18 protein-coding genes are annotated in these 13,964 nt (G+C 61.2%); 11 read left to right on the top strand and 7 right to left on the bottom strand.

Translation table 11 applies throughout. From position 1 onward, the window contains the following. Positions 1-36 precede the first annotated feature (36 nt). The 6 genes from AC0L2Y_RS04585 to AC0L2Y_RS04560 all read left to right on the top strand — a co-directional run bounded on the left by AC0L2Y_RS04585 (position 37) and on the right by AC0L2Y_RS04560 (position 4,332). A complete protein-coding gene (locus AC0L2Y_RS04585; RefSeq protein ID WP_352492137.1) occupies positions 37-219 on the top strand; it encodes a hypothetical protein in 183 nt (60 codons plus the stop codon). Positions 220-422: 203 nt separating this feature from the next. Next, the gene (locus AC0L2Y_RS04580) at positions 423-725 is read left to right on the top strand and encodes a hypothetical protein (RefSeq protein ID WP_352492136.1); all 303 of its coding nucleotides are present in this window, start codon (positions 423-425) and stop codon (positions 723-725) included. A 187-nt stretch (positions 726-912) separates the two neighbouring features. Continuing rightward, a complete protein-coding gene (locus AC0L2Y_RS04575; protein ID WP_473554112.1) occupies positions 913-1,884 on the top strand; it encodes an SDR family oxidoreductase in 972 nt (323 codons plus the stop codon). A 4-nt stretch (positions 1,885-1,888) separates the two neighbouring features. Further along, a complete protein-coding gene (locus AC0L2Y_RS04570; RefSeq protein WP_473554110.1) occupies positions 1,889-3,604 on the top strand; it encodes an HAD family hydrolase in 1,716 nt (571 codons plus the stop codon). Positions 3,605-3,711: 107 nt separating this feature from the next. Beyond that, positions 3,712-3,864, top strand: a complete 153-nt coding sequence (locus AC0L2Y_RS04565) for a peptide ABC transporter permease (RefSeq protein ID WP_473554107.1) — start codon at positions 3,712-3,714, stop codon at positions 3,862-3,864. Positions 3,865-3,888: 24 nt separating this feature from the next. Then, entirely contained in the window at positions 3,889-4,332 is a 444-nt protein-coding gene (locus tag AC0L2Y_RS04560; RefSeq protein WP_023677099.1) for a PPC domain-containing DNA-binding protein, read from the top strand. Positions 4,333-4,342: 10 nt separating this feature from the next. Here AC0L2Y_RS04560 and AC0L2Y_RS04555 read toward each other — a convergent pair whose 3' ends face one another. Together AC0L2Y_RS04555 and AC0L2Y_RS04550 are read right to left on the bottom strand one after the other, a co-directional pair. Then, positions 4,343-5,605 carry a DUF763 domain-containing protein gene (locus AC0L2Y_RS04555; RefSeq protein ID WP_473554105.1) on the bottom strand — a complete coding sequence of 421 codons (1,263 nt, stop codon included), beginning with the start codon at positions 5,603-5,605 and terminating at the stop codon, positions 4,343-4,345. A gap of 202 nt (positions 5,606-5,807) precedes the next feature. After that, entirely contained in the window at positions 5,808-6,512 is a 705-nt protein-coding gene (locus AC0L2Y_RS04550) for an MgtC/SapB family protein (RefSeq protein WP_473554102.1), read from the bottom strand. A gap of 424 nt (positions 6,513-6,936) precedes the next feature. Here AC0L2Y_RS04550 and AC0L2Y_RS04545 point away from each other — a divergent pair, with 424 nt between their 5' ends. Then, the gene (locus tag AC0L2Y_RS04545) at positions 6,937-7,935 is read left to right on the top strand and encodes an ATP-dependent DNA ligase (protein WP_473554100.1); all 999 of its coding nucleotides are present in this window, start codon (positions 6,937-6,939) and stop codon (positions 7,933-7,935) included. 141 nt (positions 7,936-8,076) lie between these two features. Here AC0L2Y_RS04545 and AC0L2Y_RS04540 read toward each other — a convergent pair whose 3' ends face one another. After that, positions 8,077-8,604 (bottom strand): YciE/YciF ferroxidase family protein, encoded by a 528-nt coding sequence (locus AC0L2Y_RS04540; RefSeq protein ID WP_292655403.1) that lies wholly within the window; start codon positions 8,602-8,604, stop codon positions 8,077-8,079. A gap of 170 nt (positions 8,605-8,774) precedes the next feature. Next, entirely contained in the window at positions 8,775-9,449 is a 675-nt protein-coding gene (locus AC0L2Y_RS04535; RefSeq protein WP_352492201.1) for a Crp/Fnr family transcriptional regulator, read from the bottom strand. Between the two features lie 557 nt (positions 9,450-10,006). On the opposite strand from AC0L2Y_RS04535, the gene AC0L2Y_RS04530 reads away from it, so the two are divergent. Beyond that, positions 10,007-10,204, top strand: a complete 198-nt coding sequence (locus AC0L2Y_RS04530; protein WP_352492126.1) for a hypothetical protein — start codon at positions 10,007-10,009, stop codon at positions 10,202-10,204. Positions 10,205-10,494: 290 nt separating this feature from the next. Here the strand turns inward: AC0L2Y_RS04530 and AC0L2Y_RS04525 are convergent, their stop codons facing one another. Next, positions 10,495-10,659, bottom strand: a complete 165-nt coding sequence (locus AC0L2Y_RS04525; RefSeq protein ID WP_023677107.1) for a DUF3309 family protein — start codon at positions 10,657-10,659, stop codon at positions 10,495-10,497. Between the two features lie 324 nt (positions 10,660-10,983). On the opposite strand from AC0L2Y_RS04525, the gene AC0L2Y_RS04520 reads away from it, so the two are divergent. Further along, on the top strand, positions 10,984-11,295 hold the full coding sequence (locus tag AC0L2Y_RS04520; protein WP_473554098.1) for a hypothetical protein: 312 nt from the start codon (positions 10,984-10,986) through the stop codon (positions 11,293-11,295). 180 nt (positions 11,296-11,475) lie between these two features. On the opposite strand, the gene AC0L2Y_RS04515 is transcribed toward AC0L2Y_RS04520, so the two are convergent. Further along, on the bottom strand, positions 11,476-11,706 hold the full coding sequence (locus AC0L2Y_RS04515) for a hypothetical protein (RefSeq protein ID WP_473554096.1): 231 nt from the start codon (positions 11,704-11,706) through the stop codon (positions 11,476-11,478). A gap of 246 nt (positions 11,707-11,952) precedes the next feature. Between AC0L2Y_RS04515 and AC0L2Y_RS04510 the strand changes: the two genes are divergently transcribed. Continuing rightward, entirely contained in the window at positions 11,953-12,507 is a 555-nt protein-coding gene (locus AC0L2Y_RS04510; protein WP_473554094.1) for a DUF4142 domain-containing protein, read from the top strand. 232 nt (positions 12,508-12,739) lie between these two features. Further along, on the top strand, positions 12,740-12,982 hold the full coding sequence (locus AC0L2Y_RS04505) for a polymerase (protein ID WP_352492123.1): 243 nt from the start codon (positions 12,740-12,742) through the stop codon (positions 12,980-12,982). Positions 12,983-13,087: 105 nt separating this feature from the next. On the opposite strand, the gene AC0L2Y_RS04500 is transcribed toward AC0L2Y_RS04505, so the two are convergent. Then, positions 13,088-13,876: a DUF1236 domain-containing protein gene (locus AC0L2Y_RS04500; RefSeq protein ID WP_473554092.1), complete on the bottom strand. Its 789-nt coding sequence runs from the start codon at positions 13,874-13,876 to the stop codon at positions 13,088-13,090. Positions 13,877-13,964 lie beyond the last annotated feature (88 nt).

Below are 13,964 nucleotides of genomic sequence, written 5' to 3'. Positions count from 1 at the left end.
GGATCACGAGTTGTAACCTGGGTCCGGAGCATGCCTATGAAGACCACGATCTACAGTTTTCTTGCTGAGCTCTTGCCGTTCTGGATGGCGCATAAACGCAAAATGCGCGCTGACCGCGCCGCTGAGTGGCCGACGCGAGCGGCTGCTGCGGATGACGATGGTCGGCCGTCAGGCGATCCTAATCGAGCAACACCGGCGCGACGGCGCAACACGTCCTGAGCGCGCGGAATGCGCTCAAATTAGAACTGTCTGGCTAGCCGCATTTCTGCGACGCCAAGTGATCCCATTTGGCTGCAGAAACTATAGCTCCTAGCGATCACGCTATCGTCAAGTACCGCTATTCGAAATCCGGCATTGCCAAGCATCCAATTTGCAGCACGTACGTTAATGTGCACTACAGATTGTCGCTATAGGTGAGCGCCATGAGTGCTAGCGCGATAGAATTCTTGCAGGACTGGATCCATGAAAACGTTCATGTGCCGCCGCCTCCGATCAAGCTTGAAAAGGAGGCGGAAATCCTCGCCAAGGAATGCAAGGAAGAGGCTGCAGACGCCGGCGTACCCATCGAAGACATCGAGGAAGAGGTTGGCGACCTCAAGGATCTGCTCGTTGCCAAGCTTGAAGACGCAGCTGAGGACGAGGCCAGGCAACTCAATGGTAAGGGGCGCGACATGAATGGGACGGATGTAGCCAACGGGCCGGCGAGCCTGCAGAACAATCTGTGACTCAGGGCGGGCCGAACGAATGCGCCGCTGAGGGAGCCGCAATCTCCCAGGCTTTTCAGCGAGTCGGTACTGCAGCCGGTGCCGTGGGTTAGACTCCGCACGATCCGCCCGGGCTGAAGGAATGACGTGGTCGCATAAACCTTTTCGCCGGACACGCGTTGTTGGGTTTCAAGCCAGGGAGATGACCATGCAGATGAAATCGGAAATCGCCGGCGAGGCCGCCAAGCAGCGGCACATCCAGCGCCGCATCGACGAGAGGGACAAGTCCAAGTCCAATGGCAAGCAAAAAGGCGCCATGCAGGCCGGTGCCCGCAAATATCCCGAGCCGCCTTTCCCCGAGCAGCACCAGCCGAAGCCGGGGCATGAATGGGCGATCGAGCCGGCGCCGCTTTACGATGCGCCGTACTATATCGGATCGAAAAAGCTCGATGGCAAAGTGGCCGTCATTACCGGCGGCGATTCAGGCATCGGCCGTGCGGTTGCCGTGCTCTATGCGCGTGAAGGCGCCGATGTGGCGATCGTCTACCTCTCGGAGGACAAGGACGCCGAAGAGACCAAAAGGGCCGTCGAAGCGGAAGGCCAGCGCTGCATCCTGATCAAGGCCGACGTCAGCGAACGCGACCACTGCCACAACGCGGTGGCTGAGATCGTACAGGAGTTTGGGCGGATCGACGTGCTGGTCAACAACGCCGCTTTCCAGATCCATTCCAGCGATTTCAGCGAGCTGACCGAGGAGCATTTCGACACGACGCTGAAGACCAACCTCTACGGCTATTTCCACATGGCGCAGGAGGCCGTGCCGCACATGAAACCCGGTTCGGCGATCATCAACACCGGTTCAGTGACCGGCATCGAGGGCTCGAAACAACTGGTCGATTACTCCATGACCAAGGGTGGCATTCATGCCTTCACCCGCGCGCTCTCGGGCAATCTTGTCGAGAAGGGCATAAGGGTCAACGCGGTGGCGCCAGGCCCGGTTTGGACGCCGCTCAACCCCTCGGACAAGGAAGCCGGCGATGTTTCGAAATTTGGCGCTGATACGCCGATGAAGCGGCCGGCGCAGCCGGAAGAGATCGCGCCGGCCTACGTGTTCCTCGCCTCGCCGCACTGCTCGAGCTACATCACCGGCGAGATATTGCCGATCGTGGGCGGCTACTGACGGCATGTATTTCATTGCCCTGGCCACTGACTACGACGGCACGCTGGCGCATGAAGGGGTCGTTGCCGAGAAGACGCTTGCGGCGCTTGAACGCTTCAAGAAGAGCGGCCGCAAACTCATTCTCGTTACCGGGCGCGAGCTGCCCGACCTCAAACGCGTCTTTCCCGAAGTCGCGATCTTCGACAAGGTGGTCGCGGAAAACGGGGCGCTGATCTACACGCCGGCCAGCGAGGAGGAGCGGACGATATCTCCGCCGCCCGCCCCCGAGTTCATCGCCAAACTCAGGAAACGCGGTGTCAAACCGCTTTCGGTCGGACGCTCGATCGTCGCAACCTGGGAACCGCATCAGGCTACCGCGCTCGAGGTCATCAAGAAATTGGGGCTGGAGCTGGAAATCATCTTCAACAAGGGTGCGGTGATGATCCTGCCCAGCGGCATCAACAAGGCGACGGGGCTGACAGCCGCGCTTCAGGACCTCAGATTGTCACCGCACAACGTCGTCGGTGTCGGCGACGCCGAAAACGACCACGCCTTCCTGCGCGCCTGCGGCTTCAGCGTCGCCGTCGACAACGCACTGCCGGCAGTCAAGGATACGGCGGATCTCGTGACACGCGGCGCGCGCGGAAAAGGCGTCGAGGAACTGATCGCCAAGGTGGTCGAGCGCGATCGCGAGCTTGTGCCGAGCCGCGACGGCATTGCGCTTGGCTCGGAGGACGGCAAGGACGTGTATCTGTCGCCAACCGACACCGTGCTGATCGCCGGCAGCTCCGGCATCGGCAAATCGACCCTGGCGACCGCACTGACGGAGCGCTTCGTCGAGAGAAAGTTCCAGTTCTGCATCTTCGATCCGGAAGGCGACTATGACGGCCTCGAAGGTGCCGTCCGGCTTGGCGACGGCTCCAACGCGCCGACGAAGACGCAACTGCTCGATCTCCTGGAGAAGCCGGACAACAATCTTGTCGTCAACGGCCTGGCGCTGCGCGTCAACGAGCGGCCGGACTTCTTTGCCGACCTGCTGCCGGGCCTTGGCGGTGTTCGCTTCCGCACGGCACGACCACACTGGCTGATCATCGACGAGGCGCATCACCTCCTGCCAAAGCGGCGCGACGACACACCAATGGTGCTGGCCATGGAATTGCCAGGCACGATCCTGATCACGGTTCATCCGGATGCGATCTCAACCGAAGCATTACGGCTGGTCACCGCCGTCATCGCACTCGGCCCCAAGGCGAAAAAGGTCATCAAGACGTTCTGTCGCGAGACCGGCACCGAACCGCCAAAGGACAAGGACCTGAACTCTCCAAAAGACGAGCGCGTGCTGTTCTGGCGGCCGCAGGCGCGCAAGAAACCTTGCATGGTCGAGCCGATCGAACCGCGGCAGTCGCTCAAGCGCCACAGCCGCAAATATGCCGAGGGTCAGCTCGACGAGAAGGGCAGCTTCTATTTCCGCGGCCCAGACAATGCGATGAACCTCCGCGCCCACAATCTGATGATTTTTGCCCAGATCGCCGAGGGCATCGACGACAGGACCTGGGAACACCATCTGCGCGCCGGCGACTATTCCGAATGGTTTCGCCAGCAAATCAGGGACAAGGAACTGGCGCGCGAAACCGCCGAAGCGGAGAAAGACGGCACACTTTCGGCGCAGGAGAGCCGCAACCACGTCCTCGACGCGGTGCGCCGCCGCTATACCGCGCCCGCGACCGCGCCGAAGGAATAGATGCAGACGGTGCCCAGCCGTGGAACCTCATCCGCCAAACGAGATTGTGTCCTATCGGGCGCCAGATTCATTCAACGCCGAATAATAGCCCCGGAAGGAGACGATGGATGAGCAGTGACCGGGACGAGAATGGTCCCGTCTTTTCGGCGGAGCAGGCGCGGCAGGGCGAGATCATCCTGCGGACGCGGGCGCGCCGGATCATTTTCATCGCCGGCCTGGTGGGTCTCGTCTTGCTGGCATGGCTGGTGTGGTGGATTTGAATTCCTGACGGCTGGAGCGAAATCATGAAATCACAGCTTGTTGCCGAAAGCGCCGGACAGAGAACGTTCGTCGTCGTGCTTGATCCCGGCGAAGAGGCGTTTGCGCAGCTCACGTCGTTTGCGGTCGACCGTGGCGTCGGCGGCGCGTCCCTGACCGCGCTCGGCGCTTTCGAAAGCGCAACCGTCGGCTGGTTCGACCCTGGAGAAAGGACCTACCGGAAAATCCCCGTCCGGGAACAGTGTGAAGTGCTGAGCGCGATCGGCGATGTTGCCATCGGCGACGACGGCAGGCCCAGCCTGCACGTCCACGCAGTCCTTGGATTGAGTGACGGCACCACGAGGGGCGGTCATCTGCTGGACGGCATCGTGCGGCCAACGCTCGAGGTCACATTGGTGGAGACGCCTGGCCATCTGCGCCGCAGGCACCGTCCCGAACTCGGCGTCGCCCTGATCGACTTGGAGGCTTGATCCGACCCGATCACTTCGCTGATTTAACTGCGGCTTTCTCGGGGGCGCCTTCCCAACCGAAAACGCTGCGGCCGCCGAGCAGATGCGATTGCTCGAACTCCCCGGCGACGATTTCCTTCAGGCTTGGACCGGTGACATAGCGCTCCACCTGCCGCGACTGGTCGTCCAGCCGCCGCAACGCGCCGATCTCTTCGTCACGGCCGAGCCTGGCCTTCTGGACTGCCGACTTCAGTACGCCGATCGTCTCGTCATAGACCTTCAGCGGCACCGGGAACGGGTGCCTGTCCTTGCCGCCATGCGCCAGCGAGAAACGTCCGGGATCGGAAAAGCGGCACGGCGCGCCATGCACGACTTCGGCGACCAGCGCCAGCGCCCGCACCGTGCGCGCGCCGACATTGGGCACCAGGAGAAGCCCGGCGAAATCTGTCGGGCCGCGCTCGGCCGCCGCCGCGATGTTGCCGTGCAGGCGGCGCATGACGACATCGCTTTCGCGTACATCGTGGTGCGCCGGCATCACTAGATGCGGCAGCAGCTTTTGTGCCGGCTCCGGCGCTGGCGCTGAACCCCGCTCCAAAGCGGCAAGCTCCCTCACGATGCGATCCGGTCCAAGGTCGTGCAGAAGCTCCAGTTGTCCCTGGCGCGACGCTTCGGCGCGGCGGTCGGTCAGGTTGACGATCTCGCCCTGGTTGGCGCCCTCGATGGCAGCATGCGGCTGGTTGACAAAGCTCTTCAGGCCCTCGGACAGCCAGTGATAGCGGCGCGCCACCTTGCTGTCGCCGTTCATGCCTTGCTGCACCACCACCCACTTGCCGTCGTCGGTGACGATAAAGCCGTGCAGATAGAGATCGAAACCGTCCTGGACCGCGGCGCTGTCCACCTTGGCGACAAGCCGGCTGGCAGTCGCGAGGCCTTGCCCGTCGAGGCCGACACGCTCGCCGATCAGGGCAAGCTCATGCGGGGTCTTGCGCGAATGCGCGCCGCGGCCGCCGCAAACGTGGATGCCGAGCTCGCTGGAAAGCGGCGACAGACCGCGCTTCAACGCTCCGACGACGCTGGTCGTGATGCCGGAAGAGTGCCAGTCCATCCCCATCACGGCGCCAAAGGACTGGAACCAGAACGGATGCGCCAGCCGGCGCAGCAATTCATCGCGGCCGTAATGGTGGATGATCGCCTCGCACATGACCGCGCCAAGCCGCGTCATGCGGTCGCCGAGCCATTTCGGTACGCGCCCGCCGTGAAGTGGAAGATCAGCACTTCCCGATCGCTGTGCCACGCTCTTTTGCTTGCTCCTTGAGTCCTGCCTCGACAGATAGGTATCGAAAGCGCCGCGAAGAAGCGATGGCCTGAATTCAGGCCGCGATCGTTGCGAGCCGCTAGAGCAATTCCAGGAAAAGTGTGAAACGGTTTTCCGTCCGGAATTGCGTCAAAACAAAGAGATAGAGCGGTTCGGCGTTTCCGTGAAACGATGAATCGTTCTAGCGGGCAGGTTCGCTGAGGAGATCAAACTTCTGGATCTCGCAATGCTCGTCCACCGATTCCAGCAGATCCGTTGGAGGTGCGCCAGTGTCTGGCCGCCTCCAACTGATCTCGAACGAGAATACGGGGTCCTTGATATCCGGGCGCCTCTCTATCGCGACGAGGCGTGCCCGGTAGCCAAGCGGCCCGATCATCGTATCGAGTTCCTGTCGGGCTGCGGCCTTCCACGTCACCGCCAACTGGGCGTGGTGTTCGCGCGACATTCGAAGGTCCACCCATTTCAGGACCAGCAAGGTGGCCAGCGTCAGCGCCGTGCCGGCCGCGCCCAAGCCGTATTGGCCACCACCGAAAGCCAATCCGATTGCCGTCATCACCCACAACGTGGCCGCCGTGGTGACGCCGCTGACAAGATTGCCGCGGCGAAGAATGGCGCCACCGCCGATAAAGCCGACGCCGGTCAGCACGCCCAGCGGAAAGCGCAAGACGTCCATCGATGCAAACGAATCCGGATGCTTGCCTACGGTCCCCAGCAGAATGCTGGCCTGGATCATTGCGATGGCGGCGGCCAACCCGACCAGCACGGTGGTGCGTAGCCCCGCCGCGTGCCCGCGCGCCTCCCGGTTGAGGCCTATCAACAGGCCGGCGAGCGCGGTCAGAAGCAGTCGTGCCGCTATGTCCTGCCAAACCGGAACAACGAGGACCATCGCGGTCACCCGTCAGGCCAAGCGCGGCTGGCCAGGAATAGCGCCATGGTCAACGCGAACAAGGGCAAGAGCGTCTTCATCGCAAATTCTTTTCGTCGATAAGCAACAAACGATGCGCCTGGATTTTGGTTGCGCCGCCGACGATTCGCCCCAGCGATGGGCAGCGGCGGAACAAAACCTTCGGCCCGCGGGTTGGTGGGTTCACGCCAACGAAGGATTTGCAGTCATGGTCCGCTTGCTGCTTGCCGGAGCCGTCGCTTATCTGGCCTATCGCATCACCAAGGAGATCGGTGGGTTCGGCGAGGTCTATCCGCGGTCGCCTTCACCGGACCAAACCGGCCGCAAGGGGCCGAGGCGGCAAAGCGGGGCACAGGGGAATGGCCGACGGCGATAGCGAATGCCTCAGCGGCGGCGCGGACCAGCCATGACCGCATTTCCGTTGCCGCTCGACCTTCGTCCGATGGAGGCCAAAGCCGCCGACGCAATTCCTGGCGGCGACGGGCTTTGGCAGTACGAACCGAAATGGGACGGGTTTCGCTGCCTCGTGTTCAAGGGCGACGATGCCGTCGATCTGCGTGCAAAATCGGGCAAGCCGCTTGGCCGCTATTTTCCCGAACTGGTCGCGGTGCTGCGCGATGTGAGCTCGCGACGGTTTGTTGCCGACGGCGAGATTGTCATCGAGGTCGACGGATCGTCCTCGTTCGAGGCCCTGCAAATGCGCCTTCATCCCGCCGAAAGCAGGATCCGCAAGTTGAGCCTGGAGACGCCTGCCATGCTGCTCCTGTTCGACATGCTGGCCCAACCCGGCGGCAGGATCATCATCGAAGAGCCTCTCACCACCAGGAGGCAGGCGATTGAGGCCTTTGTGGCGTCGGCGGCACGGCCCGCACTGCACCTGTCCAGATATACGCACGACGCCGCCACCGCCGAGCGCTGGCTGCAGGGCGCCGGCCACGGCTCCACCGACGGTGTCGTTGCAAAACTGATCGCCGGGCCATACCGGCCCGGCGAACGCGCCATGGTCAAGGTCAAGCGGCTGCGCACCGCGGATTGCGTGGTCGGCGGCTTTCGCTATCTCGCCGGCAGCAACGAAGTCGGATCCCTGCTGCTCGGGCTCTACAACAACGAAGGCAAGCTGGACCATGTCGGCTTCACCTCGACCATCGGCAAGGACGACAGGGCGGCGCTGACCACACGGCTGGAAAAACTGCGGGCCAAGCCGGGTTTTACCGGCAAGGCGCCGGGCGGACCAAGCCGCTGGAGCACGGAGCGCAGCGGACAATGGGAACCGATAAAGCCTGAACTGGTGGTCGAGGTTCGTTTCGACCATGTGACAGGCGACCGGTTCCGGCACGGAACCAAGCTGTTGCGCTGGCGGCCGGACAAGGAACCCCGGCAATGTACGTTCGAGCAGATCGAGTAAGTCCGTCCGAGGCTCCGCTTCAAGCTCTTGCTGCCTGCCCCGTAGTGCCGACGACGACGGAACCAATGCAGAATTCGCTGGTTCGCCGCACTAGCCGAGCCTCGGAAATCCATTGCCGTGGCTCGGAGGCGATCTGGTAGATCAAGCGGCTTCTTGCATTGCGCGTTCGTTGACACCGCTTTCGCCGAGCTTGGAAAGCGCTTCGTCGGTCGCGACCTCTTCCTTGAGAGTTGCCCTGAGCAGTTCGACAACGTCGCTCTTGCCGAGTTCTTCCGCCCACGCGATCAAAGTGCCGTAGCGAGCGATCTCATAATGCTCGACAGCTTGCGCTGCACCGACAAGCCCGGCGTCGAGCGCGGGAGCACCGTTGTACTCCTCGAGCACTTCCGAGCCCTCTTCGATGATGCCGTCGATCGCCGGACAGGTCTTGCCGCGGGCCGGCTTGCCGAATTTCTCGAACACCTCCTCGAGGCGGTCGACATGTCCTTCGGTTTCCATGCGGTGTTTCTCAAAGGCGGCGGTCACTTCTTCCGATTCCGCGCCCTTGGCCATTTTGGGCAGCGTTTTCAGTATCTTCTTCTCGGCGTAGTAGAGGTCTTTGAGCCCGTCGAGGAACAGATCCTCAAGGCCCTTGCTTGCCGCCTTCGCGGCCTTTTTCGTGGTCGCCATGATCCTCTCCCGAATGGTTGGTGCCGCCTCGCAAATTGGAGGCGTCCGATAACCCACCGACGGGAAACAAGTTCCCTGACGGTCCGGGAGCTTTGAAAATTTTTTCGGACCCGCTGTGTAGTGCCGCAACGGGCCTCGACCTGCCGCAGCAAGCGGCGAGGAAAGCGCCGTCAGCGCTCGCCGATATGCTCGACCAGGCGGGTATATTCGGCCTCGGCCAGGCCGTAGCCGCCATCCGCCAGTGCGACGAGACCATCGCGATCGCGGATGATAATTTCGCCGCGGCGGGACCGGATGAGCCCTCGCCCCTCGAGCAGCTGCAGCGCGACCGTGACGCCCGGGCGCCTTACGCCAAGCATGATCGACAGGAATTCGTGAGTGATCGTCAGCCGGCCGCCGTCCACCCGATCGTCACACATGAGCAGCCAGCGCGCCAGCCGGTCTTCAAGTTTCGATCGCGCGTTGACCAGCGCGGTATAGCCAGTCTGGACATGCAGATATTGCACGTAGCGCAGCAAGAACAGCCGCAGCGTCGGGCTTTGCGTCAGCGCCGCCTTGAACGGCTCGGCGTCGATCCTGGCGGCCTCTCCCGCCAGCTGCACATAGCAATCATGGACCGTACGGTCGTCGCCCATTATCAGGGCCGAGCCGGTCATACCTTCCAAGCCGACAAGGCCAACTTCCGCATCGCTGCCGTTCGGCATTTTCGCAACCACCGAGCCGATGCCGTCCTCGAGGAAATAAATGGCCTCGATCGGCGATCCGGACACTTCGAGCGATTGCCGTAACTCCAGCGAACAGCGCTCGATGTGCGGCTCGAGAGATGCGAAATCGTCGGCGCTCATCCGGCGCAACAGCTTGTTTCTGTATAGAGTTCTATCGGAAATTGCTGGATCAGACATCGCTAGCCCCAAAACAGGGCAAGAGCTTTTTTATCTCCCAGCCGTCCGCGCCCGGTATAACCTGCGGACGATAGCGCTTATATAAGGACTCAAAGGTATGGAGCCTACTAAATAAAAAAATGAATCGATGCACGGCAGTTTCTCCTGCCGCTTGCCTACGAAAACATCCGACTGAAAGTTAGGGTTGGAAACGTACCAAAGACCGTTTGGTACGAAAACGACAATTGAGGTCACCGGACGCGAAAGAGCCCGTCGCGAGGGATGCAACGGGCTCCATTCGGGCGTCGTGGGCTACGCCCAATGATCCAAATGAGGGGTGGGTTGGATCGCAGCAACAATGCAGGTGCAAGGCAGTCGTTCCCAAACTGTCTGCTTGGTAATTTCCGTACATTGAGTTTGGACGAAAGCGGCGCTAATTGAATTGGTGTCGTCCACAAGACATGGCGAGTGGACGCTTGAAAGACGCTTCGCGCTTTCGCCCTTTTTCAAGGGAGGATGGCATGTCGATGCAAGGTGCAGCAACTCCAGCCGAACTGACCGTGCTGAAAAAAGCGCTCGACGACTGCTGCCGCGAGTTGGGTGTTGCGGATGACAGTCCTGTCCGCGAGCGGTTGGCCGCACGTATCATGTCGCTGTTCAACGAGGGTGTGCTCAGCGCCGATCTGAAAGAAGCGCTGGCCGCCGATCGCCAACACTAAGCTGCTGCTATGGTGGTGTCCTCGGTGCCGAAAGCTTCGGCACCGGGGTCGCCTTTTCTGGCCAAGGTCCCGGTGGGCCAAGGATCGTGGAAATCTTGTCTTTTCACGACTAGACGCCCGGCGCTTTTTGCCAAGCGGCAGGCGTTTGGTCGCGAGCGTGATGCTAAAGCCATCGCGTTCGACCGGCCTCATGCGGTGCGCTTTAGGTTCCTGTTTTATGCATGTCGTTATCACAAAACCGCTGCACACCCTCGGGTCAAGCCCGAGGGCATGCTTTTGCGCGCCATGCATCAAATGCGCCCAAGCAGGACCAGGATAATGACGATAAGCAGCACCAGGCCGAGGCCGCCACCACCGTAATAGCCGGTGCCATAGAACGGTCCGCCGCCCAAGCCGCTGAAGCCGCCAAGCAAGGCAAGGACCAAGATTATGATGAGAATGGTTCCAAGGCCCATGATGTCTGCTCTCCTTGTTTGCGCTGCCGCCATTCGCATCAGCGCGTCGCATTGTACAAAGGTATGAACGTACAAAGGTATGAACTCACAAGGAGCATTCCTGTTCCGGCGGGACGTAAGGCGTACGCTCATGCGGCGAGCAAAATGCCAGGCTGTGCCGTTAGAAAAGTCCACAGAAGCATGCCAGCCGAGAATGGCATAGCGGCCGCCTTGAACACCTGAGAACATGCTGAATTTCATGGGGAATTTGTCGGAACCTTCGCCCGCCCGAACGGTTGTTTTCGTAGTCGCAACGCGACGACCCTCGTAAAAAGGAGAAGCATCATGCTCACGAAAATTCTCGCAGCTTCGGCGCTTACGATCGGTCTGGCCACGTCAGCGATGGCCCAGAACGTCGGCGACCCCTCCGGAGCCGCTGCCGACGGGAGCGGGCGGACGGTCGTAGTCCCGGACAATGGCGGCCCTGACACCGGCACGGATTCGACCATCACCAACAGCATTCACGATTTCTCAACGACGAATTCGAATGCCGACCGGAATTGCCCGCCGGGCCCGCAGGGGGCTATGCCCGATGCGACCGGCAAGGCTCCGGGCACGATGGCGCCGACGGTGAACGACAACCACTGCGGCAAGTAAGCGCCCGGTGATCACAGCCTCACGAGGCCGTGGAGCATAGGCTCCGCGGCCTCGTCAGTTTGCCGCAAAATCAGCCGCCTAGAGCAATTCCAGGAAAAGAGTGAAACGGTTTTCCGTCCGGAATTGCGTCAAAACAAAGCCATAGAGCGTTTCAGCGTTTCCGTGAAACGATGAACCGCTCTAACCGCCGCGGTGGTCGAAGCTGACCGCGATATCCCGACCGTCCAGCGCCCGAACGATGAAGCCAACCAGCTCCTCGTCGGTTTGCCGGAAGCAGGGAAAGCGTCTGCGCAAATCGGCTATGACGACGGTGGTCGAGAGAATATCGCCCGAATGGTAGTCGGCCATGACGGTATGAACGGCAGCGTCGGTATCAATACCGATTCCTAGCGGCGACTTGATCTGCCCCACGGAAGCCTCCACCCATCTCTCCCGGCCAACGATAGCAAGACTGCGGCAAAGCGAAAGAGCTTGTACGATTCCGTACGATCCCGTGGCTTGCGTTACACTTTGCAGGACGCAGCCGGCGTCTTTTGTTTTGCGTTTCCAAACCCTTGTTTGGCGTCGCGGCGGCTCTGGCCGCCGCGATCAAGGCAACCTCGCCGCAGCTTCCGCGTTGAGCCATCGGAGGGATGACATCGGCCTCGGAGAACTCCCATGAAAACACTTCTATCCATCACTGCGGCAGCGCTGATGGCTGGCGCATCTTTGGCTGCTTTTGCTCAATCGGCGACGCTGACGCCTCTGACGACCGACACCATGAGCAAGGTTGACACCGCGACGTTCGTCAAGACCGTGCCCATCGCCAATACATTCGAAATCGAATCGAGCCGGCTTGCGCAGACGCAGGCGAAGGCCGACGACGTGAAGGCATTCGCGGCGCAAATGGTCACGGACCACACCAAGGCCGGCGAGGACTTCAAGGCGGCGCTCAGCAGGGGTCAGACGACTTCGGCCACCGCGCCAGCCGGCCCGTCGCTGGACACCAAGCACCAGGCGCTGCTCGACCAACTCAAGGAGACCAGCGGGGACAGCTTCCAATCGAAATATATCGACATGCAGACCCAGGCACATAAGGAAGCGGTGGCGCTGTTTTCCGCCTACGCAAATTCCGGCGACGATCCGGCGATGAAGGAGTTTGCCAAGAAGACGCTGCCGGTGCTGCAAATGCACGAACGTCACGTGAAGGATCTCGCTGCCGCGCATCAATGAGGGCGAAGACCGTGCGGCTTCGCCAACGGAAACGCCCCGGCATGAATGAAGCGGCTGTCGTCGGGCGGGGAACAAAGCACCGAGAGTGCCGTTATTCACCCTTATTCCGCGGAATATCCAATGGAAGGCGGCATTCGCGAGGCCTCAAGGATAGTAGCGCCGGCTTTCGGCGCCGTCCTGGTTGGCGCTGTCACAGGCTGAAATCGCTTTCCGAACGGGACAGGCTGCCTCCATGCGCTACGGCGAGATATTTGCAAATGTGACGGCACTTATGTTGCTGGCCTTGATGATTGGCGGCGTCTTCGTCCTGTTTGGAGAACCGCTGTGGCCGCGGCACTACGCTCGAATGGTGCTGGTTACGGATATCGATGCCATGACCACCGCGTCAGTCCGAACAAGCTGCTCGTCCACTCCGTGCCTGCCCGATACCGTCGATCGGATCATGCTCACTGCTCGCCCTCAGGACGGACCGTGATTTGCGATTTGCCAGACGCGGAGCCGGGTTAAGGAAAAGCCCGCCGCCCGAGCTGCGCGGCGGGCTTTTGGTGCAATCAACCCACTGTAGACCTTTTGGCCACAACTAGGTCAGGATAACCACGATCTTGTAGGTATTCGGGTCGACGATGACGATCCGGCCGTCGGCGAGCACGAAATACTCATAGCCTTCGTAAGCCGGAACGATCTTGACGATGCGCGCCGGCAGGCGATGCAGCCGGACCTTCTTTCGCGGAACCTCGACACCGACGGAGATGTCGAAATCGACGCTGGAAACGGGTTGGACGTTCGTTTCCTTGATGACCTGCGTGATCTCCGTCTTCTGTTCAACGGTCACATTGCTGATGGAAGCGGTCGAACTCTGGTCTTGCGTCTGCGTCGAGGCATTGCCCTGAGTCTGCTCGGTGGTCGTGGTCCCAGTCTTGCCCTGAGCCTGCTCCTCGGTCTTCATTTTCGTGTTGCCTTGGGCCTGCTCGGTAGTGGTGGTTCCGGCCTTGCCTTGGGCTTGCTCGTCGGTCTTCATCTTGGTGTTGCCCGTGGCCTGCTGGTCAGTCGTGGCGCCGGCCTTGCCTTGGGCTTGCTCGTCGGTCTTCATTTTGGTGTTGCCCGTAGCCTGCTGTTCAGTCGTGGCGCCAGCCTTGCCTTGGGCTTGCTCGCCGGTCTTCAGCTTCGGTTTGCCCTGCGCCTGTTGATCAGTCGTGGCGCCGGCCTTACCCTGAGCCTGCTCGCCCATTTTGGCGCCGTTCTGGCAATTGGCGGTCCCGGCTGCGCAATTGGCGCCGGACTGGTCGTCGGTCGACTGCTGCGTCTGGGCAAGTGCAGCCCCGCAGCTGACGCTGATTGCTAGCATGCTGGTGATCAGAACGCCTTTCATGAGAGATCTCCTTGGAAAATGCGTCCCTTCACCGCGTAAAACTGCGGCTAAAAAACTTTGTTCCAAATTTATGGAGCGAAGCGGCAAG

The organism is Mesorhizobium sp. WSM4830 (assembly GCF_055811495.1).
This window is presented reverse-complemented; position numbering and strand designations above follow the sequence as displayed.